Annotated in this window: 24 protein-coding genes; 12 read left to right on the top strand and 12 right to left on the bottom strand. The window is 49.8% G+C overall.

Features of this window, described 5'->3' with window-relative positions; genetic code table 11:
* Nucleotides 1–22: 22 nt before the first annotated feature.
* The 4 genes from GCU48_RS25970 to hydF all read left to right on the top strand — a co-directional run bounded on the left by GCU48_RS25970 (nucleotide 23) and on the right by hydF (nucleotide 4873).
* Nucleotides 23–1528, top strand: coding sequence for a [FeFe] hydrogenase, group A (locus GCU48_RS25970; RefSeq protein WP_244315970.1), 1506 nt, complete (start codon nucleotides 23–25; stop codon nucleotides 1526–1528).
* 69 nt (nucleotides 1529–1597) lie between these two features.
* Nucleotides 1598–2188: a 4Fe-4S dicluster domain-containing protein gene (locus GCU48_RS25975; protein ID WP_152381971.1), complete on the top strand. Its 591-nt coding sequence runs from the start codon at nucleotides 1598–1600 to the stop codon at nucleotides 2186–2188.
* Nucleotides 2185–3633 carry an aspartate ammonia-lyase gene (locus tag GCU48_RS25980; protein WP_152381972.1) on the top strand — a complete coding sequence of 483 codons (1449 nt, stop codon included), beginning with the start codon at nucleotides 2185–2187 and terminating at the stop codon, nucleotides 3631–3633. Before GCU48_RS25975 ends, GCU48_RS25980 begins: the two co-directional genes overlap by 4 nt.
* Complete coding sequence (gene hydF / locus GCU48_RS25985) at nucleotides 3620–4873, top strand: [FeFe] hydrogenase H-cluster maturation GTPase HydF (RefSeq protein WP_152381973.1); 1254 nt, start codon at nucleotides 3620–3622, stop codon at nucleotides 4871–4873. Before GCU48_RS25980 ends, hydF begins: the two co-directional genes overlap by 14 nt.
* Nucleotides 4874–5033: 160 nt before the next feature.
* On the opposite strand, the gene hydG is transcribed toward hydF, so the two are convergent.
* From hydG to GCU48_RS26000, 3 genes are all read right to left on the bottom strand, one after another.
* Nucleotides 5034–6446, bottom strand: a complete 1413-nt coding sequence (gene hydG / locus GCU48_RS25990) for a [FeFe] hydrogenase H-cluster radical SAM maturase HydG (RefSeq protein WP_152381974.1) — start codon at nucleotides 6444–6446, stop codon at nucleotides 5034–5036.
* Nucleotides 6447–6499: 53 nt separating this feature from the next.
* The gene (gene hydE / locus GCU48_RS25995) at nucleotides 6500–7516 is read right to left on the bottom strand and encodes a [FeFe] hydrogenase H-cluster radical SAM maturase HydE (protein WP_152381975.1); all 1017 of its coding nucleotides are present in this window, start codon (nucleotides 7514–7516) and stop codon (nucleotides 6500–6502) included.
* A 311-nt stretch (nucleotides 7517–7827) separates the two neighbouring features.
* Entirely contained in the window at nucleotides 7828–9444 is a 1617-nt protein-coding gene (locus GCU48_RS26000) for an alkaline phosphatase (protein WP_152381976.1), read from the bottom strand.
* Nucleotides 9445–9683: 239 nt separating this feature from the next.
* Between GCU48_RS26000 and GCU48_RS26005 the strand changes: the two genes are divergently transcribed.
* Nucleotides 9684–10601: a LysR family transcriptional regulator gene (locus GCU48_RS26005; RefSeq protein WP_152381977.1), complete on the top strand. Its 918-nt coding sequence runs from the start codon at nucleotides 9684–9686 to the stop codon at nucleotides 10599–10601.
* Nucleotides 10602–10951: 350 nt separating this feature from the next.
* Here the strand turns inward: GCU48_RS26005 and GCU48_RS27250 are convergent, their stop codons facing one another.
* Nucleotides 10952–11092, bottom strand: a complete 141-nt coding sequence (locus tag GCU48_RS27250) for a hypothetical protein (RefSeq protein WP_023989112.1) — start codon at nucleotides 11090–11092, stop codon at nucleotides 10952–10954.
* 210 nt (nucleotides 11093–11302) lie between these two features.
* Complete coding sequence (locus tag GCU48_RS26010; RefSeq protein WP_152381978.1) at nucleotides 11303–12121, bottom strand: carbon-nitrogen family hydrolase; 819 nt, start codon at nucleotides 12119–12121, stop codon at nucleotides 11303–11305.
* 374 nt (nucleotides 12122–12495) lie between these two features.
* Between GCU48_RS26010 and GCU48_RS26015 the strand changes: the two genes are divergently transcribed.
* The 7 genes from GCU48_RS26015 to GCU48_RS26045 all read left to right on the top strand — a co-directional run bounded on the left by GCU48_RS26015 (nucleotide 12496) and on the right by GCU48_RS26045 (nucleotide 19874).
* A complete protein-coding gene (locus GCU48_RS26015; protein ID WP_152381979.1) occupies nucleotides 12496–13677 on the top strand; it encodes a pyridoxal phosphate-dependent aminotransferase in 1182 nt (393 codons plus the stop codon).
* 340 nt (nucleotides 13678–14017) lie between these two features.
* Nucleotides 14018–15124 (top strand): glutamate 5-kinase, encoded by a 1107-nt coding sequence (proB, locus tag GCU48_RS26020; RefSeq protein ID WP_049825211.1) that lies wholly within the window; start codon nucleotides 14018–14020, stop codon nucleotides 15122–15124.
* Nucleotides 15125–15136: 12 nt separating this feature from the next.
* Nucleotides 15137–16429, top strand: a complete 1293-nt coding sequence (locus GCU48_RS26025; RefSeq protein WP_152381980.1) for a glutamate-5-semialdehyde dehydrogenase — start codon at nucleotides 15137–15139, stop codon at nucleotides 16427–16429.
* A gap of 39 nt (nucleotides 16430–16468) precedes the next feature.
* Entirely contained in the window at nucleotides 16469–17335 is an 867-nt protein-coding gene (gene proC / locus GCU48_RS26030) for a pyrroline-5-carboxylate reductase (RefSeq protein WP_152381981.1), read from the top strand.
* Nucleotides 17332–18543 carry a 2,3-diketo-5-methylthiopentyl-1-phosphate enolase gene (locus tag GCU48_RS26035; protein WP_152381982.1) on the top strand — a complete coding sequence of 404 codons (1212 nt, stop codon included), beginning with the start codon at nucleotides 17332–17334 and terminating at the stop codon, nucleotides 18541–18543. Before proC ends, GCU48_RS26035 begins: the two co-directional genes overlap by 4 nt.
* Complete coding sequence (locus GCU48_RS26040) at nucleotides 18540–19205, top strand: 2-hydroxy-3-keto-5-methylthiopentenyl-1-phosphate phosphatase (protein WP_152381983.1); 666 nt, start codon at nucleotides 18540–18542, stop codon at nucleotides 19203–19205. Before GCU48_RS26035 ends, GCU48_RS26040 begins: the two co-directional genes overlap by 4 nt.
* 12 nt (nucleotides 19206–19217) lie before the next feature.
* A complete protein-coding gene (locus tag GCU48_RS26045) occupies nucleotides 19218–19874 on the top strand; it encodes a methylthioribulose 1-phosphate dehydratase (RefSeq protein ID WP_152381984.1) in 657 nt (218 codons plus the stop codon).
* A gap of 151 nt (nucleotides 19875–20025) precedes the next feature.
* On the opposite strand, the gene GCU48_RS26050 is transcribed toward GCU48_RS26045, so the two are convergent.
* The 7 genes from GCU48_RS26050 to asnS form a co-directional block, all read right to left on the bottom strand.
* Nucleotides 20026–20637, bottom strand: coding sequence for a flavin reductase family protein (locus tag GCU48_RS26050; RefSeq protein ID WP_152381985.1), 612 nt, complete (start codon nucleotides 20635–20637; stop codon nucleotides 20026–20028).
* Between the two features lie 171 nt (nucleotides 20638–20808).
* A complete protein-coding gene (locus GCU48_RS26055; RefSeq protein ID WP_025718869.1) occupies nucleotides 20809–21591 on the bottom strand; it encodes a hypothetical protein in 783 nt (260 codons plus the stop codon).
* 4 nt (nucleotides 21592–21595) lie between these two features.
* Nucleotides 21596–22858: a multi-tm2 domain protein gene (locus GCU48_RS26060; RefSeq protein WP_152381986.1), complete on the bottom strand. Its 1263-nt coding sequence runs from the start codon at nucleotides 22856–22858 to the stop codon at nucleotides 21596–21598.
* A 45-nt stretch (nucleotides 22859–22903) separates the two neighbouring features.
* Entirely contained in the window at nucleotides 22904–23374 is a 471-nt protein-coding gene (locus GCU48_RS26065) for a hypothetical protein (RefSeq protein ID WP_152381987.1), read from the bottom strand.
* The gene (locus GCU48_RS26070) at nucleotides 23371–23940 is read right to left on the bottom strand and encodes an RNA polymerase sigma factor (RefSeq protein ID WP_307498755.1); all 570 of its coding nucleotides are present in this window, start codon (nucleotides 23938–23940) and stop codon (nucleotides 23371–23373) included. Before GCU48_RS26070 ends, GCU48_RS26065 begins: the two co-directional genes overlap by 4 nt.
* Before the next feature lie 234 nt (nucleotides 23941–24174).
* Entirely contained in the window at nucleotides 24175–24903 is a 729-nt protein-coding gene (locus tag GCU48_RS26075) for a DnaD domain-containing protein (protein WP_152381989.1), read from the bottom strand.
* 3 nt (nucleotides 24904–24906) lie between these two features.
* On the bottom strand, nucleotides 24907–26202 hold the full coding sequence (gene asnS / locus GCU48_RS26080) for an asparagine--tRNA ligase (protein ID WP_025718875.1): 1296 nt from the start codon (nucleotides 26200–26202) through the stop codon (nucleotides 24907–24909).
* Nucleotides 26203–26288 lie beyond the last annotated feature (86 nt).

The following is a 26288-nucleotide window of genomic DNA, read 5'->3' on the forward strand; positions in this document are numbered from 1 at the left end:
GCCCGCAGAAAGGTAGAAAAATATGTCAACTACAACAGACAAGATCTTTTCTCCTCCTTGTATGGAGGCGACTGATCATACAGACCCTGTCATTCATATCGACCCTACGCTGTGCACTGGATGCAGACGCTGCGCGGGAGTTTGTCCGGTAGGTGCCATAGAAGGGCTGCCGGGAGAACCGCAAACTGTGAACGCAGACCGCTGTGTTTTTTGCGGTCAATGTGTACAAATATGCAGTGTATACGCATCAGATTGGGCGGATGTATCTCCACAGGAAGCCGCCATCAGACGGCAGGAGCGTATGCTTGAACGCGATATGCCTGCCAACATCGGCGAACCACTGTTCGCTGCCTATTATAGCTATAGCCTAAACAAGGTAACTGACATGATGAAGAAACCAGGACAGCTTCGTATCGTCCAATGCGCTCCGGCTATTCGTGTGTCACTTGCGGAGGAATTTGGCATGCCATTCGGTACGCTGACGCCAGGCAAAATGGCCGCAGCCCTTCGCCGCCTTGGCTTCGATCGGGTATATGATACGAACTTTGGAGCTGATGTAACCATCATGGAGGAAGGCACCGAGCTGATTCGCCGCGTGACCGAGGGCGGACCGTTGCCAATGTTCACATCCTGCTGTCCAGCATGGGTGCGTTTTGCGGAGATAGAATATCCCGATCTGCTGGACCATCTATCCAGTTGCAAATCACCTATGCAAATGGTGGGAGCACTAGTCAAAACTTATGGTGCGCAGCTGGATAAGGTGGAGCCTGCGAATATTTACAGCGTTGCAATCATGCCATGTACCTGTAAACAATTTGAATGCGATCGTCCCGAAATGGAATCTGACGGTTACCGTGATGTGGACGAGGTACTGACAACGCGTGAGCTTGCATACTGGATTAAGCAGAGCGGAATTGATTTTATGAGCCTGCCCGATGAAGAGTTCGATTCCCCGTTAGGACAATATTCAGGAGCGGGCACTATTTTTGGTGTAACTGGAGGGGTAATGGAGGCTGCCATCCGTACAGGCTACGAGCTGCTGACGAATGAGAAGCTGCCAAAGCTCCAACTGGATTTTGTACGTGGCGAAGAAGGCATTCGTGTAGCCGAGGTTCAGGTCGGCGAGCTGAACCTCAAGGTGGCGGTCGTCGCCGGTTTGCAGCATGCCTATCAGCTGCTGGATCGTGTACAGGCGGGTGAATGTGATTATCATTTTATTGAGGTAATGGGCTGTCCTGCTGGATGTATCAGTGGAGGTGGGCAACCCAAGCTCATGTTAGAAAAACAAAAAATTGAGGCTTATCGTGCGCGTAAATCGTCCATCTATGGACATGACGCTGCATCTCAGGTGCGCAAATCGCATGAGAACCCTTTTATCATCAAGCTTTATGATGAATTCCTGGGTGAGCCGCTAGGTCATGTATCGCATCATCTGCTGCACACGACCTTTCACAAACGCGGACCCGGCAAGCAGAGCCGCAGCCGTGATGTTTCCACTAAAGAGAATAACGATTACTCCCTTCATTAGTACGTTATACACATAAGGTTAGTCAGTAGAAATTATATTTTGTCGTTAGTTAGAGAGGAGTCGAGTTGTATGAATCGTTTTGTTTTAGCTGATCCCGATCAGTGTATCGGCTGTCGTACCTGTGAAATCGCATGTGTTATCGCACATTCAACGAATAACCCTTTTATCTCGCCGGATGACGAGTTTCATTTTCACCCTCGTCTGAAGGTCATCAAATCATTTGGAGTCACCGCACCGGTGCAGTGCCGTCACTGCGAGGACGCCCCATGCGCCAACGCTTGTCCGAACGGCTCCATTACGAACGCAGATGGCTGCATTCTCATTAACAGCGAAAGCTGCATTGGCTGTAAAACCTGTATGATCGCCTGCCCATACGGCGCAATTACCATGGTGCCCCAATATAAAGACGGGCAGCCTGTTGTACAGGACGGACTGTACACCAATATGTCAGGCCGTTTGCAACCCAAAGAGCGCATGATTGCCAGCAAATGTGATCTGTGCGAAGGTGTGGACGGCGGCCCGGCCTGCATTGGAAAATGCCCAACAAAAGCCCTCAAGCTGGTCGAGCCAGATCTCGTTCATGCCCGGGTTGAGGAGAAACGCGCTGCAAGTGCACGTCAGCTGCTGCATATGACGCGCATTCCGGCGACGGGTCAATGAACCCATCTTCTCCTCTGGCCCAAGATACGCGTACTGAACGGGATGCGCTAGGAGACATGGAAATTCCTGCGGATGCCTTTTATGGTATTCACACGGCACGCGCGATGAACAATTTTGCAGTCAGTGGCAGGCCCGTGAACCAACAACTGATTCAGGCTCTTGTGTTGGTCAAAAAAGCAGCCGCTCAAGTGAACAGTGAGCAGAAACGACTTTCTGCCCACCGTGCTGCTGCCATTATCAATGCCTGCGACGAATTACTCGCCGGACGGTACCAAAATATGTTCACTGTCGATGCCCTGCAAGGCGGCGCCGGCACTAGTACCCATATGAATGTGAATGAAGTCATTGCTAATCTGGCCATCGTACAGCTTGGGGGTCATCCCGGACAGTACGAGCTTGTACATCCTCTCGATGATGTCAACTGCTGCCAGTCTACGAATGATGTCTATCCTACAGCGCTGCGAATTGCAGCGATACGGCTGCTTCGGCCTTTATGTGACGCCATGTCTTCGTTACAGGAGGCTTTGCAGAATAAAGAAATGGAATATGCCGACCTGCTCAAGCTGGGTCGCACACAGCTGATGGATGCCCTGCCCATGATGGCCGGGCAAGGCTTCGGTGCCTACGCCAAGGCCATAGCACGTGACCGCTGGCGGCTCTACAAAGCTGAAGAACGGCTGCGAGAAATTCCTATTGGCGGCACGGCAATTGGCACAGGTATGAATGCGCCTCGCGCTTACAGCTACCGGATGGTCGAAAAGCTGGCGGACGAGACTGGGTTGGGGCTATGTCGCAGTGACCACCCCATGGATCCGATCCAGAATATGGATGTTTTCGTGGAGGTATCGGGTCTGCTCAAATCTGCCGCCGTGAACCTGCTTAAAATATCTGGCGATTTTCGCCTGCTGGCCTCTGGTCCTTTCGGTGGTCTCGGGGAATACACGCTGCCTCCGGTCCAGGCTGGCTCCTCTATTATGCCTGGCAAGGTCAATCCGGTGATGGCTGAAATGGCCGGATTGACAGCGATGCGCGTGATAGCGGAGGATGCGGCTATCACGATGGCTGCTGCCTCCGGACAGCTGGAGCTGAACGCGTTCCTGCCGCTGATTTCCGAATCACTGCTGGAATCGCTGCAAATTCTCAGCAATGCCGTTCAATTGTTCACGGAACGGTGTGTACGCGGCCTGGTCGTACATGAGGAACGCTGCTCTGCAAATCTGCGCAACTCAGCTGTGATGGCTTCCACGCTGGTCGCGGAGCTTGGCTATGATGAAGCTGCCTCCATTGCATCAGCAGCTATTGCACAGAGTCGCACACCAGAGGATATTGCAGAGGAGCGCGGCCTACTGACACGCTCACGGATTGAGCAATTGTGCCATCCTTATACAGTAACCAAGCCCGGAATTCCGGGGCAGGAAGAAGGAACTCACCATGGGAATGAATGATACCCCGCGTAGCAACCGACCACATATCGCCCTGCTCGGTCGCCGCAACGCGGGTAAATCCAGTATTCTGAACACCTTGACCGGTCAGCCCGCCGCTGTGGTATCTCCTGTAGGAGGAACGACTACGGACCCGGTTTTTAAGCCGATGGAGCTACTCCCTGCAGGCCCCATCGTTCTGGTGGATACCGCCGGACTGGACGATGAGGGTGAGATCGGGGCACTGCGTCGTGACAAAACGCTACAAATACTAAACAGTACCGATTTAGCGCTGCTGGTTATCGACGCTACTGTGGGAGTCGGAACCTTCGAGCACGAGCTGCTCGAAAAGCTCCGCACCAAAAAGATTCCTGTCATCGGGGTATTAAATAAAGTCGATACCCTTCCTGAATCAGCACAAACGATCACAACGCTGCAGGCTGAACTGGATCTCACGTTGATTCCTTTCAGTGCCTCTATGCGCTGGGGAGATGCGGAACTGAAAAAGGCTATCACTGGTACCCTCCCCCAAAACGAGGATCGTTTTCGCATTGTCGGTGATCTGCTGTCACCCGGCGATATTGTCGTGCTGGTCGTTCCCATCGACAAAGCCGCACCGAAGGGTCGATTGATCCTGCCGCAGCAGCAGACCATCCGCGATACACTGGAGAGCGATGCCATCGCAGTCGTGACCAAAGAGCATGAATTACGGTTGACGTTGGAGCGACTGGGAAGTAAGCCTCGCTTGGTCATTACCGATTCTCAGGTTTTTATGAAGGTAGCGGCAGACACGCCCAAGGATGTGCCCCTTACCTCCTTTTCCATCCTGTTTGCCCGTCATAAAGGCGATCTTGACGAGTTGGTGCGAGGCGCAAGAGCCATTGATCGACTCAAGGATGGAGACCGCGTACTCATAGCCGAGGCCTGCACGCACCAGTGCCAATCTGACGATATCGGTCGAGTGAAAATTCCCCGCTGGCTCCGTCAAACCATAGGCAAACGCCTCATTATCGAGCATGCATCCGGCTCCAGCTTTCCTGACGATCTGAGCGAGTATGCACTGGTTATTCATTGCGGTGCCTGCATGCTCAATCGGCGTACAATGCTTCATCGAATGTCGGAAACGAAAGCCGCAGGGGTTCCGATTGTGAACTACGGTATTTTTATCGCTTATGTACAGGGGGTCTTTCCCCGTGCTATTGAATGCTTTCCATCTGCTATGCTGGCATGGGAGCAAGCTGTTGAGGCCAGCAATTATTCCTAAGGATCTCATCATTAATATTTTTTTCTCCAGACACACAAAAGCAGCCGCGCTGGTTCCAACGCGACTGCTTTTTATTTTCCACATCTATTATATAAATAATGAGAATCTCTATATCGTGTAATGCTGTTACCAAAATATAAATTACCAGAAATAAAAATTACTAGAAATATAGATCACGCTCGCCTGCTTCCAGTCGTTCCAGTCTGTCAAGCGTCAAACGGCGTGTCGATTCACGTGGTATGCGCTCCAGGTTCTCTCGCAGAGCGGCAGCACCCAGCTCACGTGCCTCCTCATCCCCATAATCCAGCAGATATTCTTGAAAGGTCAGAAGCGAATTCGGCTGGCACACATTGTGAATTTGTCCGGATTTGGCAAGCTCCATGAAGCGATCTCCGGTCCGTCCCTCACGGTAGCAAGCTGTACAGTAGCTTGGCATATATCCGCCACGGCACAGACTTTTGATAATTTCCATCGGCGAGCGATGATCCCCGACCTCGAACTGAGGCTTATCATTCGTCTCTTTTCTTGCATATGCCCCTACACCGGTAGCAGAACCAGCACTGATTTGCGATACACCCAAACCAATGACACGGTCCCTGAATTCCGACTCCTCGCGCGTAGACAGGACCATTCCCGCATAAGGTACAGCCAGCCGAAGAACCGCTACAATTTTCATAAAATCCTCGTCACTCACCAAATACGGATAGCGTTCCGGGTCCACATTTTCAGCCGGACGAAGCCGGGGAACAGAAACCGTGTGAGGGCCGCAGCCAAACACTTCTTCCAGATGCTCGGCATGCTTAAGCATCGCTACGGTTTCATAGCGGAAATCGTACAGACCGTACAACACACCGATCCCCACATCATCTATGCCTGCACGCATGGCTCGGTCCATTGCGGTGGTATGCCAATCATAGTCCCTTTTTGGCCCTTGAAGATGATATTTGCGGTAGCTTTCGCGATGATACGTTTCCTGAAACAAAATATACGTACCGATCCCAACCTCCACAAGCCTCCGGTAATCCTCCTCCGTCGTTGCAGCGATATTAACGTTAACCCGCCGAATACTCCCGTTGTCCACCTTTATATCATAGATCTGACGCAGACAATCGACGATATAATCAATAGTACAATTGACAGGGTCCTCCCCTGCTTCCAGTGCAAGCCGTTTGTGACCCATTTCCTGAAGCACTCTAACTTCCTCGACCAGTTCCTCTGGTGTCAGGCGGCTGCGGGGAAAGCTGTCATTAGTATGCTTGTAGCCACAGTATTCGCAGTTATTAACGCAGTAGTTGCTTACATATAGCGGAGCGAACAGCACAATCCGGTTGCCGTAAATCTGCTCTTTTACCTCACGTGATGATCTGAACATCTCTTCCAATAATTCAGGATCATCCACATGTAAAAGAGCCGCTGCTTCACTTGCACTCAATCCCCGGCAGGCTCTGCCTTTTTCCAGAATTTCCAAAATACGTTTTCGATCTGTTGCCTCTTGTTTCCCCTGCTCCACTGCCGCCATAATCTCTACTTCATTAATAAAATCCGCCGACACTTTCTCCCGTACTCCACTCACGTATACCCATCTCCTTATTTATGATTACTGCATTTGTTGTCGTCATAGCCTCTCTAGGTTTCCTGTCTCATAAACTGTCGCTGGGCCTTTAAGCTGTCACCTCGTCCCATGTCCACCTCAAAACCAGCTCCACGGATTCGCAGCTCCAGGCAATGTCGGCATTGGGCAGACTCATCGCCCAAACATATTTTATTTTCATAAATCGCATACTTGGGCCTCACCGCCAGCGGGGACAAGTTGGGCATAACCACATTTGCCCCTGCCTGAAGCGCCTTTTCCCTGCCTTGGGGGTGAATAGTCCCCATCGCCGTAGATGCCGGAATGAGCGCATCCGGAACGACCAATCGGGACAACGAAATCATATCCAGCGCCTTTTCCATACTCCCCTGACTGGCATCCCTGAGCGGCGTGTTGCTATGCGGTAAAAAAGGACCAATCCCGATCATATCCGGGCTCAGACTATGCAAATAGACCAGATCGTTTGCCAACTCACTGTTGGTTTGTCCCGGCAGTCCCACCATACATCCGGCCCCGATCTGAAAGCCGATTCGCTGCAGTGCCAGTAAACGACTGCGCCTGCTTTCTATCGTCATTGTTGGATGCAGCTTGGCGTACAAACGAGGTGAAGCTGTTTCATGACGCAGCAAAAAACGGTCTGCCCCCGCCTCGTATAATAGCTCATACGTTTCATCATCCCGTTCACCAATGGACAGTGTAACCGCCACATCTGCAAAACGGCTTTTAATTTCCCGAATCAGTTTCGTCAGTCTGGCCGTCGTAAACCAGGTATCTTCACCGCTTTGCAGTACAAACGTGCGATAACCCAGTTCGTATCCCTCCGCACAGCAGGCCAGAATTTCTTCCGGCTTTAATCGGTAGCGATCTGCCTGTTTGTTGGAGGCACGCAGCCCACAGTACATGCAATCCTGACGACATATACTGGAGAATTCAATTAATCCCCGTAAAAAAACACCCTTGCCATAACGCTCCATTTTTGTGCGAGCTGCCAGCTCCCGTAATTGGGCCCGCACGATTGGATCTTCATCCAGACGTGCCAGCAGCCTTGTCATTTCCGTATGCGTCCATTCCTTGCCGTCAGCCAGACGCAGTAATAATTCGTCCGTGACTCATCCCTTCTTCCCTCGTCCATCCGGACTTCACTTCGTCAGCAGCTTGTATCGTACAATTATAATTCTAGCAATATCAGCGGAGATATAACGTGATTAGTTTCACAGAATATCCCATTCACTAAATTTCATCTCCACTCTCTGCCTCAAAAAATACATAATTACCCAAGCACAAAAAGCAGCACAAAAGCGGCGCAAAAAAGCTGCCTCCTCATTTTAGGGAAGAAACAGCTCTGTTGATCGTTCTGTTTATTTTATTGAATCAAATCAATCGCTTGCTGTGGTACAAAATAATCAACGCCATTAAATACGACTACACCGTTGAGCGTGGAATGTTTACCGTTGAGCGTAGCGACGTTTTTGTATACAGGAAGCTCCAACTTGTTGCTGCCCTTAGTCACCGTAATGACCTTCGTATCCGCCGTAAATTTCGCTCCTTTAGCTTCAAAGGCCGTTTTCGCAGGAACAAACAACTGCTTGCTCACCGTATCCAGATTCAGTCCCAGTACACGTGTCATATATTTATTGACGTCCGTGTTGTCGATTACACCGGATGGACGGTCTCCATTTGGCGCATATGTGTACAACACGACATCCCCACCTGTATGCCCACCTGTCGTCCAGCCGATATTCGCGCGCTTACTAATGATCGGTCCAACAGCATAATTCATGCTGCCCTCTTTGGCTTCTTTGATCGTTTTCACTTCTTCATCCGTCAAATCCGTAATGCCAAAATACGCCGACAATACATCTTTAATGTTGCTGCGATCTGCATTCAGCTTGGTTTCCAATCCTTCGCCCGTCAGCTTCGCTTTTTTGAGCGGATCTATAAAAGAAGCTAAAGGCGTTTTGTCGTAATTGCTTGTGGTATTACTACTGCCAATCGTCAATCCGCCGTTTCCGTGGTCTGTTACTGCTACAACAACCGTATTTTGATTCTGCTTGGCGTAGTCCAAAGCGACCTTCACCGCATCGTCAAATGAAAGCACATCACTGATAATACCCGTTGGGTCGTTTGCATGCGCTGCCCAATCCACTTTACTGCCTTCGACCATCAAAAAGAAGCCTTTGTCGTTTTTGGACAAGATATCAATAGCTTTCGATGTCATCTCTGCCAGACTAGGTTCCTTCGATGCATCACGATCCAGATCGTACGCAAGGGCTTCCGGAGCGAAGCTGCCCCAGAGCTTACTGGAGGTCGAATTTTTTAACCCTTCAGGTGTTGTGACAAAGTCATAGCCCTGGTCTTTAATTTGAGCGATCAAATCCTGCCCGTCCTTACGCTCGGCTGTTTCCAGAAACTTACCACCGCCACCCAGCACAACATCAACACCGTTATAGGCTTGCTGCATGCTGAGTGCATCATAATTTTTACGGTCAGGGTAATGGGCAGTGAAATCAGCCGGAGTGGCGTGCATAATCTCCGAAGTCGCAATGATTCCTGTAGATTTACCTGCCAGCTTGGAAGCCTCAAGAATGGAGGCTACAGGCTTCTTGGCGTCGCCTGCTGTGATAGGTTGTTGTCCAGGCATGGTCGCTTCGTCCGGAAGGACGCCTACATAGCCCGTATGTGATTTATATCCTGTGGCAAAAGCAGTTCCTGCCGGAGCAGAATCTGCAATCGGAGCATCGGCAGAATGTGTGCGCACCATACCGCTTGCCATGCTGTCTAGCGTTAAGGAAGACCCTTTATACCATCTAGCCAGTGCAGTGGCGTCGTTAGCCATCCCATCTGGAATAAGAATAATTACATTTTTAATTGGCGTGTCTTTCTCGGCGGCCATCGCCGTCCCCCCACTAACTGCCAACATCATAGTCGCTATCAGTGCAGCTACCGACTTTTTCGTATGTATCCCCCAACAGTTTAGCATTCATTTTCCTCCCAGGCGCTTTATTGTACAGCCAGAAATAAGATTAATTATATTTTATAAGGAAAATGTCAAGAGAATTGACTGTCTTTATTAAAAGCCCTGTTTGCGAAAAAAACGCTTCATCTATATAAAAGTTGTGACACATAATAACGATTGGGATTGGGAAATTGATTTTAATATTGTATAATTGGTGCAGGATGTAATAGGTATAGCTTATAAGATAAGGAGCTTAAAACTCAATGGAATTCAGACAGCTTCAATACACCCTGCAAATTGCGGCGGAAAAAAACTTCTCACGCGCAGCAGAAAAGCTGCACATTGCACAGCCTTCGCTGAGCCAGCAATTGTCCAAATTGGAAAAAGAACTCGGAGTGCTTTTATTTCAACGAAATACAAGCACGGTGGAATTAACGCATGCAGGAGCAAGCTTTGTAGAAAAAGCAAAAAAAATCGTAGACGCGGTCGAGCAGCTCCGGCAGGAAATGGACGATATTTCTCAGCTGCGCAAGGGGAAGGTCGTGGTTGGTAGTATGCCTATCACAGGCTCTCATTTGCTACCGCATGTATTGCCTGTATTCAAAAAAGCTCATCCGGATATTGAAATCGTGTTGGTCGAGGATTCATCCATGAACCTGGAGAAAAAAACCGCCAGTGGAGATACCGATCTCAGTCTGCTGTCTCTCCCCTTAGTAGAGCCTACACTCTCCTATGTGCCTATCGGTGAGGAATGGATTGATCTCGCTGTTCCACCGGGTCACCCCCTAGCCCTGCGTAAAAACGGTGATCAGCCGCAGCCTGTGCATATGGAGGAACTGAAAGATGAACCTTTTGTCGTGCTGAAAAAAGGGCAGGGCTTTCGCAAGCTGACGATGGATTTGTGCCATCAGGCGGGCTTTGAACCTCATGTGGTGTTTGAAAGCACCAACATGGAAACCCTGCAATCGCTCGTGGCGACAGGTATGGGTGTGACGCTCGTCCCCCGTTTTATCGCGCGGGCTGCCAGCAGCGAGTTTGTTCCGGCTTTACTGCCTCTGGCCGAACCGACGCCAAGCCGTACCTTAGCCATTGCTTATCGCAACGGACGTTATCTGTCCAAAGCCGCCGAAGCTTTTATTGATACTTTCCGGGAAACGGTCAAACAGCTTTCTCAAGAGTAGCTACGAATATGAAAGGGACCGTCTTCCTCCCCAGTCAAAGCCAGAGAAGAAGACGGTCCCGGGGCTACGCCCCTATATTAGCGATCTAATGTTTAGTTTATGGTTCGAACACAATGTTGTGATATGGCTTCCATCCGGTTTCAACGAACCACATTTCATGTTCATTTAAATTCCATGTTAGCCTCGCCTGATTACTACAATCTTGCTTGGACACTTGCTCGGAAACTCCACTTTATCCAGCGCGCATCACTTCTTTCCTTAAGGTCTCTAGCCTTGGCTTCCCAAGAATGTCCTACCTCAGTTCCAATGTGCTGTGTGATCCCAAAGTGCCTGTCCTCGCCTGTTCGTGATCAGGGTCGCCCTAAATCAGGTGGACTTTTATCCTGATCATAGCCCATTTCATAATTGTTACCGACAACCTGTCTGTTTAAGCCTCTCGGCCGTGACAGGCCATCCCTATTCGCCAGTTCGGATCTACTTTGGTTATCCATCGTTATCAACCTCCTGGTGTCGGGATACTATTATAATACACTTACAATCTGTATCTGAAACAGGTATCCATAATTTTTTTATCGGGAGGCATCAAACGCTTGCTCCATATCAGCTTCACTCACTTTTTTCTTTTTACACAAAAATTAAATTCATTCCTTGAGCATGAAATGTTCCTTTCTATTATGCAGGACGACTAAACAGAACGACGTTTATCGGTCATACAAAGAGGGGCGACGATCCTCAAATACCGGGATACGACCGCGCACATCCTGCACCAAGGCTGATTCCATCGTTCCTGTAATGATCTCCTCCTGCTCTCCGCCCTCGGCAATAACCTCTCCCCACGGATCAATGATAAGGGAGTGTCCGAAGAAATCGGTATCTCCGCTGCGACCAACCCGGTTACAGGCCATGACATACATTTGATTTTCAATGGCCCGTGCGGTCAGCAGGGTGCGCCAGTGATGGAGCCGGGGATGAGGCCATTCCGCGGGTACGATCAGCAGGTTGGAACCGGACAAGGCCAGACTACGGGCCAGTTCGGGAAAACGGATGTCATAGCAGATCGCAGCCCCTGCCTGAATCCCGCCATCCAGCGTGAACATAACCTTTTCCTCACCAGGCTGTAAATACTTTTCTTCCTCCATAAGACGGAACAAATGAATTTTGGAATACGAAGCCACCTCGGCTCCTGTCCGGTCAAAAACAATCATTGTATTGTACACATGACCATCACTTTTTTTCTCTGCAATCGACCCGGCTACCACGTTCACCTGATGTGTGGCAGCGAATGCAGCTACCCATTCCCGAGTCTCTGCCCCTTCCTTGTCCGCCAGCTCATGAATGCGATCCAAGGCATAGCCCGTGTTCCACATTTCCGGCAGGACAATCAGATCCGGTTTTTGCGCGGCTGTTACTGCCTGTTCCATTAAAGTACGCATATGACTGCGATTTTCCGGGGGATTCCCCAGTTCAATATAAGCCTGTATAAGTGCAACACGGAACGGCTGAGCTGCATGATATGTCAAAATCGTTCATCCTCCCTGTAAACCGGAGCTTACGATGACTGTTGGGTCCGGTATTTTCCCCCATCATAGCCCGATCCTGCTCTGGCACGCAACCATATAAGCTTAATTCCCCCTATACAACCCGGTAAAATCATGATAAGTTAATTCTCAAACTATATAAGCTTAATTCGAAAAATTTACATGGAGAACGGAGTAGGCGGAATGGTGCTGTACAAGCGGTAGCGTTCGCCTTTGCCCCCAAATTTCTACCCTTGTAATTCATTCAGGAAATTTGGGGGCACAGCGATGGGAAGCACCATCCGCATACGCAGTGGCGCATCATGTACTTTTCCAGTTCAGCTTAAATTAACTATTCCAAAAGGTCGTGTGAATTCATGAGTCATTTTTCCATTCCCTCTGCTGACGTGATGAAACAGTTGCCCACTCAATTTTTTGCGACGCTTGTACAAAATGTTAACCGTGAAATTGCGGCAGGACATGACGTCATTAATCTCGGACAAGGGAACCCGGATACCCCCACTCCACCTCATATTGTAAAAGCCTTGCAGGAATCCGCGGACAACCCGCTTTATCATAAGTATTCGCCTTTTCGCGGCTATGGATTTCTCAAGGAAGCCGTAGCCCAGCGCTATCAGGAGGATTACGGTGTGACGCTTGACCCGGAAACGGAGGTTGCCATCTTGTTTGGTGGAAAAACAGGCTTGGTGCAGCTACCGCAAATCTTGCTCAATCCTGGCGATATATGCCTCGTGCCTGATCCCGGCTATCCCGATTACTGGTCTGGCGTAGCCTTGGCTAAAGCGGAGATGTCTTTTCTTCCATTAAAGGAAGACAATAATTTTCTGCCCGATTACGAGGCAATCTCTGAAGAAGCACGCCGCCGTGCCAAGCTGATGTTCCTTAACTATCCGAATAATCCGACCTCGGCAACCGCCCCACTTTCCTTCTACGAGGAAACAGTCGAATTCGCGCAGCGTAACGGGATTGTGGTTGCCAGTGATTTCGCTTATGGTGCTATTGGCTTTGACGGCGAACGTCCGGTCAGCTTCCTCCAGGCCGAAGGGGCCAAGGATGTAGGAATCGAGTTCTATACCCTGTCCAAAACATACAATATGGCGGGCTGGCGCGTTGGTTTTGCGCTTGGTAATGCTGAAATCATTTCCATGATTAATCTGCTGCAGGATCATATTTATGTAAGCTTGTTCGGAGGCATTCAGGCAGCAGCAGCTACAGCGCTGACGTCCTCGCAGGATTGCGTAGGCGAGCTGGTTGCCCGCTATGAATCGCGCCGCAATGCTTTTTTTGATGCACTTGGACAAATCGGCTGGATGGCGACGCGTCCAAGCGGCTCCTTCTTTAGCTGGCTGCCTGTACCGCAGGGCTACACTTCGGCTACCTTTGCCGACCTGCTGCTACGTGAGGCCAAGGTAGCTGTCGCTCCGGGGGTCGGCTTTGGCAGCGGCGGTGAAGGATATGTGCGGGCGGGGCTGCTAAGCTCGGAAGCCAGGCTGACTGAGGCAGCTGAACGAATCGGCAAGCTGAGCTTGTTTGGTTAAGCCGTATTTTCCTGCACAACTTCTTTGCCAAACTCGGCCTTTTCGTGGTATTCTGTATCCAATATCATTTAGCGCGTTGAAGGGGCTATTAAGAGAGAACCGTCCTGTTCAGAGAGTAGATTCCGATGGGCTGCAAGAATTTACCTGGACCCTCTCCCAACTCCTACCCCCGAGCGTCCTGCGCAATCAGGCGGTGCCTGCCGTTAACAGGTTTTAAGTGGGATGATCCAGAATCATCAATGAAGGTGGTACCGCGGAAGCACAAACTTTCGTCCTTTGCATACAAAGGATGGAAGTTTTTTTGCATTAAAAAAGAGTACACATTAAGGAAGTGGATGTCTTGTCAACACGAATCGTTATTAAAATCGGAAGCAGCTCCCTGACTGGGGTGGAGGGCGGCCTAAACCGGGAAGCCATCGCTTATTTTGCCCGCGAAATCAGCTTGCTGCGTGCAAAAGGTCATGAAGTGCTGCTGGTCACATCAGGCGCAGTAGCCGCCGGGTTCCGGGAGATCGGGTATCCGTTTCGCCCTAAGCTGTTGCATGAAAAGCAGGCGGCGGCGGCGGTTGGTCAAGCTCTTCTTATGCAGGCCTATCAGCAGGCTTTTAAAGATTTTGGCTTGGTGAGCGCTCAGATCCTGCTGACCCGCAGTGACTTTTCGAGCCGTAAAAGGATGAATAATGCTGGAATGACCGTGGAAGAATTGCTGCGCCAGCAGGTTATCCCGATCTTTAACGAAAATGATACCGTATCAATTGACGAGTTGAAATTCGGCGATAACGATATGCTGTCAGCGCTGGTCGCCAATCTGGTCAAAGCACAGCATTTGATCATTATTACAGATACCGATGGCGTATATACGGCAGACCCGCGCAAGCATCCGAACGCCGTACGCTTTGAACGTATCGACGAAATTACGGAGGAGATTTATGCACTTGCAGGAGGCTCCGGGTCAGCAGTAGGGACTGGCGGCATGCGATCCAAGATCGAAGCTGCCAAGGTTGCTACTCGCGGCGGTGTGCCTGTGTATGTGGGGCGCGTCAGCGCAGATGGGGATCTGGACGCAGCCGTTAAAGGACACGGACCTGGGACTTATTTTGACACCCACCTCTCTTCGCTGCCGATGAAAAAGCAATGGCTCGGCTTCATGTCCACCCCCCTGGGTGCGGTGCATGTAGACCATGGGGCCGAGGAAGCGCTGATACATGGGGGCCACAGTCTGCTTCCCGTTGGCGTACGACGTGTCGAGGGCAGCTTTCATGCCGGAGATGTCGTAGAGGTGCTGGGGCCGGAAAATAAGGTGTTAGGTCGTGGCATTGTCAATTATGATGATGAACAGCTTCGAATCGTACAAGGATTACCCAGCGGCGAGGTTGTAGGCAAGATTGGTGCCATTCACCGGCTTGAGGTGATCCACAGGGATGAATGGATTACACTATATATGTAGGGAGGCCATAACATGAGTAAATTAACGACGAATACAGCTGCTACAGAGGAAAACCAGTTCAGTGAAGTACGGGCCAAAGCGACGCTTGCGAGAAAAAGTGCCGGAGCCATGAACCGACTGACAACAGCACAAAAAAATGAAGCACTGCTCGCTATGGCAGAGGCACTGGTGAGCCATACGGAAGAGCTGATTACAGCGAATAATGATGATTTGCAGCGAGGACGGGAACTGGGAACGTCGGAATCGCTGCTCGACCGTCTCAAGCTGACTGAAGAGCGAATCGGGGCTATTGCCGAAGGACTGCGCCAAATTGCGGAGCTGCCTGATCCGGTCGGTGACACGCTGGAGCATATCGAACGTCCAAACGGTCTGCGGATTGAGAAAATACGCGTGCCGCTGGGCGTGATTGGCATCATTTATGAAGCCCGTCCGAATGTAACGGTAGATGCTGCGGGCCTGTGCTTGAAAACAGGTAATCCGGTTGTCCTGCGCGGTGGTTCGGCGGCCCTCTCCTCCAACCGCAAAATCATTGAAGTGCTTCAGCAGACGCTGGACACAACAGCCGTACCACGCGAGGCGCTTCAACTGATTGAAGATTCAGATCGTGCCTCCGTCAACGAAATGCTGACCTTGAACGGTCTGCTCGATGTGATCATTCCACGTGGTGGACGTTCGCTCATTCAAAATGTAGTTCAGAACGCTACCGTGCCTGTCATCGAAACTGGCGCTGGCGTATGCCATACGTATTTGGACGCTACGGCGGATACACAGATGGCTGAAGCCATTACGCTGAACGCCAAGGTGCAAAGACCGTCAGTGTGTAACTCCATGGAAACACTGCTCGTTCACGCCGATTACGCACAAGCACACTTAACGAGTTTGGCAGAACGCTTCCGTGATGCCGGGGTCGAGCTGCGCGGCTGCACGCGGACACGTGCATTGGTTCCTTGGGCTGTTCCAGCCACAGAAGAGGATTACGGTACAGAGTATAATGATTACATTATGAACGTCAAGGTGGTAGACCATCTGGACGACGTACTTGAGCATATTGCCCGTTATGGAACGATGCATTCGGAATGTATTGTCACTGAGGATAAAGCCCATGCCGAACAATTTCTGCAGGAGGTAGATGCGGCAGCTGTGTACCACAATGCCTCTACCCGCTTTACGGATGGTTTTGAATTCGGGTTTGGTGCCGAGATTGGGATTAGTACCCAGAAATTACATGCCCGCGGTCCCATGGGCCTGCCTGCGCTGACTTCAACCAAATATCGTGTGTACGGGACTGGACAAATCAGAGAATAATATCTTAAATCAATCCGTATCCTTGGAGGTTATGAATCAATGTGTGAATCACAGTCGAAGTTTTTAATTAACGAGCAAATTACGTTTTTCGGAGCAGGCTCAATGGCGGAAGCTATCATTCGCGGAATGACAGCTCGTTCCGTCGTCAAGCGTGGCGGTATAACTGTCATCAACCGCAGTAATCAGGCGCGCCTTGAAGAACTCCAGCAGCAATATGGGGTGCTGTTCCAAACAGAGGATGCCGCCAAAACCGAGCTGTTGCGCCGTTCTCCGGTCATCGTACTTGCTATGAAGCCCAAGGACGCTGCTGTGGCACTTGGACAGCTTGGTCCCCTCCTGTCGGAGGATCAGCTGATCATTTCGGTCATCGCCGGATTGTCCATTCGTACAATGCAAACGCTGCTTGGCCGCAAACAGCCAATCGCACGAACGATGCCGAACACGTCCAGCTCGATTGGACTGGGAGCCACAGGCATCAGCTTTTCCAAGGAGATTAGCGAAGGCCAGCGTAAAAACGTGCTTGCCATATTCGAGTCTGTGGGCACGGTGACTGTAATAGATGAAGAAAAAATGGATATTTTGACCGGGATCTCCGGAAGCGGTCCAGCCTATATCTATTACTTGATGGAAGCCATGATTGCTGGGGGAATTCGTGGTGGCTTGACTCCTGAGCAAGCACACGAGCTGACCGTCCAGACCGCGCTTGGAGCGGCACGCATGGTGCAGCAAACCGGGGAGGAGCCATCTGCTCTGCGCCACAAAATCATGTCACCCAATGGCTCGACGGTAGCCGCATTGGAGACGCTGGACAAAGGCGATTTCTACGAAACCGTGGTTGCAGCGGTGCAGCGCTGTGCTGAACGATCCCGTGAGATGGGAGCTGTACTTAAGGAGGGAATTGAATGAGCTATTGCCTGGCGACCTACCGGGTATACGATGACAAAGCCGATTTTAATAAAAAGGCCCAATCTATTGCCATCGGCATGACGGTGGGCAGCTGGACCGAGCTTCCGCAAGCCAAGCGGGATAAGATGCAAAAGCACCTTGGCTCCGTTCAATCCGTGGAGGTTTATGATGGGGGTCCCGGTGAACGTTATGCCGATCTGACTATCGCTTACCCGGACATCAACTTCAGCCGGGACATTCCCGCGCTGCTGGTGACCGTCTTCGGCAAAATTTCGATGGACGGTCAAATCAAGCTGACGAAGCTGGGCTTCTCGGAGGCATTCCGTTCCGCTTTTCCGGGACCGAAGTTTGGCATCAGCGGCTTGCGTGAGCGGCTCGGCGTGTATGATCGCCCGCTGCTCATGAGCATTTTCAAATCGGTAATCGGTCTGAAGCTGGACGAGCTGAGCGAGCAATTTACCCGCCAGGCCCTCGGTGGCGTTGATCTGATCAAGGACGACGAAATTTTATTTGAAAATGCACTGACACCGATTGAAAAACGCGTCGAAGCCTGCAGCAGAGCCGCCGAGGCGGCTGAGCGTGAAACTGGCAAAAAGCTGCTGTATGCAGCGAATTTGACTGGACCCACCTCGCAGCTCAAGGCACAGGCACTCAAAGCCATCGACGCAGGCGCGAATGCGCTGCTGTTCAACGTACTGGCCTACGGCTACGATGTACTGCATGAGCTAAGCAGCGATCCTGCCATCTCCGTACCGATTGCTGCCCACCCTTCGTTGGCGGGTGCAGCCTATCCGTCGCCGCATTACGGTATTTCGGCGTCCGTACTGCTCGGTCAGCTTATGCGTCTGGCTGGTGCTGACCTCGTGCTCTTCCCTTCTCCTTACGGCTCGGTGACGATGCCGCGTGAGGAAAACATGGCGATCCGCGATGAGCTGATCACCCCGGAGCTGCCGCTGAAGGCCAGCATGCCTGTGCCCTCCGCAGGAATTCACCCCGGCCTGGTGCCGTTAATTGTACGTGACTTTGGTACTGACGTTGTGGTCAATGCCGGGGGCGGTATTCACGGTCATCCGATGGGTACCGAAGCTGGCGGACGCGCTTTTGTGCAGGCGATTGAAGCGGTGCAGCAGCATGTACCGCTGGCAGAATACGCCCGCTCTCATGCTGAGCTGCGATCCGCACTTAATACGTGGGGAGGCGAGCAATGAGTACATCCAAGAAACCCGTCATTTTTTGCGACTTTGACGGGACGATTACGAACAGTGACAATATTGTCGCTATTATGCAGCATTTTCAGCCTGAGGGCTGCGAGCCCATCATGCAACATATCGTAAACGGACATATCTCCATTCGTGAGGGCGTAAGTGCCATGTTTGCTCTGATGCCTTCGGGACAAAAGGACGAAATCATCTCCTATGTACTTGGACAAGCGGGTATACGTGATGGCTTTGCACGCTTTTTGGCCTATGTACGGGAGCAGAATATTGAATTTTTTGTCACCAGTGGCGGCATTGATTTTTTTATTGATCCATTGCTTAAGCCCTTCGATATTCCACAGGATCACATCTTCTGCAACGGAGCGGATTTTTCCGGGGATAACATACAGATTACATGGCCATATCCATGTGAGGAGCCGTGTACGAACGACTGCGGCATGTGCAAAACGACCATTATACGTCAATACCCTGCCGAGCAGTACGAACGAATTTTGATCGGCGACAGCCTGACGGATTTTGAAGGAGCCAAAATTGCCGACCTCGTGTACTCCCGCTCGCACCTGACATTAAAATGTCAAGAGCTTGGCGTACCGCACGTACCCTTTGAAACATTTGACGACATTATCAAGGATTTAAAGCTAAAACAAGAGTAAGGGGTGCTGTAATTGAGCTTTGACTTGGCAGACATTACATTGGAAGAAAAACGCCGCGCATTGGAAGAACTCGCCGATGTTAAAGAGCTATTTGCAGCTCGCAACTGGTTCCCCGGCACGAGCGGAAATTTGTCGATCCGAATCGGTGATTTTCAGCCCGAGCAATTCTATTTTGCAGTTACCGCCAGTGGCAAGGATAAGACAAAGCGGACACCGGAAGATTTTCTGTTTGTTGACCAACACGGAAAAGCGGCTGAAACCACCAACCTCAAGCCAAGTGCTGAAACGCTGATTCATTGTGAAATTTATCGCCTGACAGGCTGCGGAGCCGTTTTTCATGTGCATACCGTGTTTAACAACCTGATTTCCGAATATTACGGGGAACAAGGCTCTGTACCTGTGCAAGGAATCGAGCTGATTAAGGCTTTTAACATATGGGAGGAAAATGCTGCAATCCAGATTCCCGTGCTGCCGAATTATGCCGACATCGCCTCCATTGCCAAGCTGGTGCCGGGCGTGCTGAATGAGCGGATTCCAGGAATTTTATTGCGTAATCATGGCATTTATGCGTGGGGGAAAGATGTGTTTGAAGCTAAAAAGCATCTGGAGGCGTTTGAATTTTTGTTTGAAACGACGTACCGCTCCCTGCTGCTGAAAAGTTCAAAATAAAGAACAGCGTACTTTATACTCATATATTTAAAATTTAAAATTTTAATAGAATGCCAAGAACGTAGCCTAAGCAAAAGCGCGGGAACATTCTTTTTATATGGAAAAGGCAGCCCTGGGCGTGAAAATAAAATCCCAGACTGCCTTTCTATTTTTATTGGGGACGCTCCAGCGTGAATTGCTCTCCCAGCTTCGCGTAGTTATTCCCGGCCAACCGACTCACTGGACGTAGATTGTCAGCAATCACGTAAGTGTTTTGATACGCTTCCTCAGATAGATGATATTGTACCACGCGTCCAATCAGCAGATCACAAGCAGGCTCACTCTCCGTACCGCCCAGCGGTATTGCACGCTCCAGGACACATTCCATCCGTATTTTCGCTTCGGTCACAGCCGGAACCGCAATTTTTGTACTTTGTATCGGCGTAAGTCCGGCTAACGTAATTTCACTCTCTTCTGGCGACAGACGAGAAGCCGTTACATTCACTGCACCTACATTGTCCTCATCTGTGATATGTACGACAAAAGCTTTTTGCTCCATCGCGTTACGCGCTGTATCTTTGGACACTCCATCCACACGTTGTACCGATATGGACAGAAGCGGCGGCTCAGAGGCAACAATGGAAAAATAACTGAACGGTGCTCCATTGAGCACTCCTTCACTGCTCAACGTCGTTACAAAGGCTACCGGCCTTGGGATAATACTTCCGCTTAACAATTTGTAATTTTCACGCCCTGTAAGCGTATCAGGATTTAATGGTATCATTGTTTTCCCCTCTTTCCAGATGACATTCCTATTTGCGCTTCAATTCACTTACTCCAATTACTTACCTGGAGAACCGCCCGAAAATCCCATAATGAATCTAAAGGGCTTCTCTCATAAAGTATCGCGCGAATGATGCAGAATGTAAAGCTGGAGCTGGAGCCATGGCTCTCCCTATTGCCCAATGATATTACCTTGGCTATCGCGAACAATAACCGCAATTCCTTTGGGTACAGCAATCGTAACATCAAGCTGCTGCCGATTCTGCATAAAACGTGTCGGAATTTCGCTGAGCAGCACATATAACGTATCTCCGATTTGCTTTGTCTGATATAATTCTTGTGCTTTAAATTCGTTCTCGTTGCCTGTGTAAACATAGCTTCCGAACACATGCACCTCCGGTGAGGTGGTTGTATCAATTTTGACCGCATACGGATTTTCTCCCTGTACGATCACCTTGGTCACTCCGGCAGGCATTTTCTCATGCCAATCGGGAAGAAGCCTTGTTTCCTGCACAGAGCCCATCATTTCCCTGACTTGCGTAGTAAGTCCCAGTGAACTGACCAAAGCAAATCCGATACAGAAAAAAACCAATACGGCCGTAATGAACATACTGAACAAATCATAACGAATACGCTCACGTGTCCCTTTCCACGCTGTATACATCAGAATTTCCAATCCCAGCAAAACAAAAACGACAGGCCACCAGGTTAAAATCTGCTCCAGGATGCCCGCTCCCCAAAACTTCGAGGCAAACGTTACGCCCCCTAACAGGACGAGAAAAAGTCCCATCGACAGCCTTCCTACTTTCCATACCCCTGCTGAAGCAGTTGACGCCTTGTGGGAGTCCTTCTTATTGGACGATGGGCCAGAAAAGCCTATAGAGCTTGTCCCGTCGCTATGAGAATGATGGACTCCCTTAATGGGAGTCTCACTCTTTGAAAATTCAGTATCCATTTTATTATTTCTCCTTTACCCGTTTAGATTTGGAGTTACCGATCATCATCCAAATACCGCCGCCTATTAACAAGAAGGATACAATAATCGTTCGTAAATACTTGTCAACGATATAGTAAATATTCACCTCTGGGAACAGACGATCCAGTCCAGGAACAAGTACGTTGATCAGGATGTAATAAGCGCCCAGTGCCAGCAATCCCAAGCCTACCCAACGATGATACTGTGCAAACATGCCGATTACTGGCTTGTCAATCAGTGGTTCCCGACCATACCGGCTTACTTGCTGGAGCGCATCAAAAAAGCTGTAAAACCAGATGACCGGAATCATGAACAAAAAGAGTGAAAGATGTAGCACATCCAGCACATAGATTCCTCCTAAAAACAGCAGCATGAACTGAAGCCCCCGTTTTTGCAGACCAATATACATATGCCCCGCTCCGGGAAATACTGATAAAATGGTAGCCAGCATTTTACTACGTCGCCCCTCAATTCTTCCATGCTCCAGTTCCTCAAACAGAGTCCGGTCCTGAAGAATTTCTCCAGCTTGTTTGCGATGTACATGCTGGACCGCATCAAACATGCAATACAGCCAAATAATCGGCAGTACGCCCGCAAACGCCATAAACCCAGATTCATTGGTGACGCTGGTAATAAAAATGAGAATCATTCCAAAGCCAAAGAAGGACATCAGAAAAGATAAACCACGCTGCATTAGTCCCAGATGAAGGTGTCCCAATCCCGGGATGAACGATAGCAATATGGTGAAAAAACGTTCATTGTCCGATCCTTTTGGATAAACAGGTGAACCTGGCACCCCGTAGTGTCCTTGCTCATAAGGGTTATAACCTGGACCATAGCCTACTCCTGCTCCCGGCACATCCGTATTTGCATCGGTTGCGCCTTCCGGTGCTTCTCCCGCCAAGCCTTCACCTCCATAAGGCGCGCTCTGGGGGTAAAAGCTATACGGGTTCGGACCTGCATGGGAAGGATATGGAGCAACAACTGCACGAGCATCATTACGCAATAAGCTAATCATGATATGCAGCATACTCAATCCCCATAAAAGAGTGGACAGAAAAATACTAGCCAATAAAGGACCTTCGTCGCTCGCTACCACCGCAAAAAATAAACCTCCTGCCAGACATCCAAAAAACAAAATTGTATATACAAACGCATTGGCTTTGCGCTTCCAGTAATAGTGTCCTACACCGGGAATGATGTTTAGCAGAAATGCCAGCAGTTTGCTTCGTTCCGTATAAGGCACGGCTACACTTCCTTTCTAATCTTGGGATTTTTATACGAATCCATCTTAAGGCTTAAATTTGTCAAGCCAGGTTGTCGTGGCTCGCATGACCTCTTCACTGTAAGAAACGCGTTCTTTTGGAGGAAGCGGCTTGCCGTTATTTTGCAGCATCATTTTATCAAAAGCTCCACTGGACAGAAGGATCAAGGTTAGGCTTGCCGCTATAACATAGTGAAATACAGGGTTTTCAAACCAGCGACGCCTTTTGAAAATAACTTGACTCACTTCTCCATCTATATCGGGGAGTGCGGCCATGACCTGATCTGTGAATCGCTCCGTATCTATCTGGGCAGCATGATCTTTTAAAGTCGGTTCCAACTGCTCCAGTGCAGCAAGATATGCATCCAGTGCCTGTCCGTCTTCCAGTAAAAGCTTTTCCAGCCGCGCAGTCTCTTCTAACGTGCAAGTTCCTGTTATATAAGCGTGCCAGTCCTTCAACTGCCCTTCCACCCACGGTTTATCCTGTTGTTCAGTCATTGCCATTCTTCCTCCTTCCAGTGATTTCGAATCCACTGTCGTGCCCGATAAAGTCTGGACTCTACCGTTTTTAAAGCGACCTGCGTCTCATCCGCAATTTGGTCATAGGTTTTTCCCTGCATATAATAGGCTCGAATAATATCCCGATGCTGCTGTGGCAGCTGGGCGATTTTTTCCGAGAGTTCCACATTGCGTTCCTCACGGATCAGGCGTGACAGTATATCCTCATCCCGGGAAGGGAACTGTACAAGGGTTTGTGCGATGTCTACGAGCTCTGTGGGACGCCTGTCCTGTTTGCGCTTGATATCCAGCGCTTTGTGGAGCGCAATTCGACTCAGCCACGTTTTGAAACCTTCGTTCCGGTACTGGGGGAGAGACTTATACACCTGAACGAACGCTTCCTGCGCGGCATCTTCCGCTTCCTTACTGTCATGCAATACCGAATAGGCTATATGAAAAACATGCTTGCTGTACAGTTCTACGATCTCACGGAACGCCTGCCGATCACCAGACCGGATTCGCTCAATGATTCTCTCTATATCAATGATGCTCTCCCCCTTCCCAATACTATAGACGTCAGGGAATTTCCTCCCCCTGCATATTTCAAAAAAATATATTTAAAAAGGACACACCCTCCAATCGGAGCGGTGTGTCCTCTATCATTAAAGTCTGCTTGCTCGCTTCATTTTCTGCTTGTTTTGATGTGCACAGGCGATATCCCCGGGATATCCGTGACATAGCCATCTCAGGGTAAGAGCTATAGTACCAAAACTACTGCCTACAACGCACAGACCGATGCTTTAGCTGCGTCTGCCACCACGGAATCGCTGGGCGTATTCTTTTGCATCCTGGGCATTGCGTACACGGTTTCGACTCCACTCCAGCAATATGCGGTCAATATAACGGAAGTGCACCTTTCCTGCAAACACCGCTTCCTTCAAAGCCAACAAAATCAGCTCTTCGGGATAACGATCCTGATCCATCCAACTGTTAATCGTCTCGTATTCCATCGGAGATAGCGGTCGACCAAATTCTTTTTCAAAAATCATGAACAAATTTCGTTCTTCTGTAGTCGTAGATTCCGTTATTCCATTCTGAATTTCCGGTTTCCCACCAAACAAAAATTCGTCTTCATCGTTTGGCTCCGTACGCTCGGCAATCATACATTCCGCCAGCTTACGGTACAGTCCCGTCAAGTTGTAACGTTCAAATTGTACGGAAGAGCTGCGGTCCTCCGCAGAATCAATCCGCAGAAAGCCTTCTTTCATAAGCTTACTGAAATAGAGCGCGATTTCGTTCGCAGTGCATCCGATACGAGCCTGTAATTGCTCCCATGTCGGAAATTCATTACGTTCCGCCTGTTTAAAAGCAAGTAACTGCATCAGCAGGAGCATTTCACCATCCGTCAGTCGAAGCGTCCGATAATGCTTGAGCAGGGCGTAGGGAATCTGGACCATTCCGGCTTCCATCGCAAAGGCTACTCCCTCCGCCCATTCTGCCGCAGATGTTTTGTCGAATGATCCGGTCATCGGTTACGGATACAGACGATACAGCATACGTGGGAACGGAATCGTTTCACGTACATGATCGAGCCCGCAAATCCATGCTACTGTACGCTCCAGTCCCAGTCCAAAGCCGGAATGCGGAACGCTACCATAGGTACGCAGATCCATATACCATTGGTAGGCTTCACGTGTCAGGTTATGCTCGTTAAAGCGCTCTTCCATCAAGGCCGGATCATCTATCCGTTGGGAACCTCCAATAATTTCGCCGTAGCCTTCAGGAGCGATCATATCGGCGCACAGAACAACCTCTGGGCGAGTTGGGTCAGGTTTCATATAAAATGCCTTAATGTGAGTCGGCCAATGTGTAATGAATACAGGCTTGTTGTATCTCTCGGCAATTGCCGTTTCATGAGGAGCACCAAAGTCTTCACCCCAAGGAATATCGAATCCTTCGCCTTGAAGGAAAGTAATTGCTTCATCATACGTTATGCGTGGGAATTCCCCTTGAATTTGCTCCAGCTTCGAAACATCGCGTCCAATCGTTTCAAGTTCCTTCGCACAATTTTTCAGAACAGACTGTACGATATGACTTACAAACTGCTCCTGGATGCGCAAGGATTCCTCATGATCGACAAAAGCCATTTCCGGCTCAATCATCCAGAACTCGATCAGGTGGCGACGTGTTTTGGACTTTTCCGCACGGAAAGTTGGACCAAAGGAATATACCTTACCCAGAGCCATTGCTGCCGCTTCCATATACAATTGCCCGCTTTGTGTCAAATAGGCATCTTCGTCAAAATATTTGATGTGGAACAACTCTGTTGTACCTTCTGCGGAAGAAGGCGTCAAAACCGGCGGGTCCACCTTCGTAAAGCCGTTGCCATTAAAAAATTCCTGAACAGCACGGATGATTTCCGCCCGTACGATCAGAACAGCACGTTGCTTGGCGGAGCGCAGCCACAAGTGACGATGATCCATCAGGAAATCTACCCCGTGCTCTTTTGGTGTAATCGGGTAGTTTTCAGTCAGATGAATAATTTCAATGCCTGTAACCGTTAATTCAAAACCTGATTGACTACGCGGTTCCTCACGCACGATTCCAGTCACATACAGGGAGCTTTCCTGCGTCAAGGATTTGGCATCATTCCAAATGTCCTCGGACACTTCGCTTTTCACGATAACCCCTTGAATATATCCGCTGCCATCGCGCAATTGCAGGAACTGGATTTTACCGCTAGATCGTTTATTATTTACCCAAGCGCCGATTGTAACCGTTTCCCCTACATGGCGACCCACTTGGGCAATCGTACTTTTATTCGTCATGACCGTCTCTCCTCTTAACCGAAAATCAAACAGCCCTTCCCAAGGGTCAGGCTGTTTGTTCTCACTGTTGATACATACAGACTGAA

The sequence above is a fragment of the Paenibacillus brasilensis genome (genome assembly GCF_009363115.1).
GTDB classification, from domain to species: Bacteria; Bacillota; Bacilli; order Paenibacillales; family Paenibacillaceae; genus Paenibacillus; species Paenibacillus brasilensis.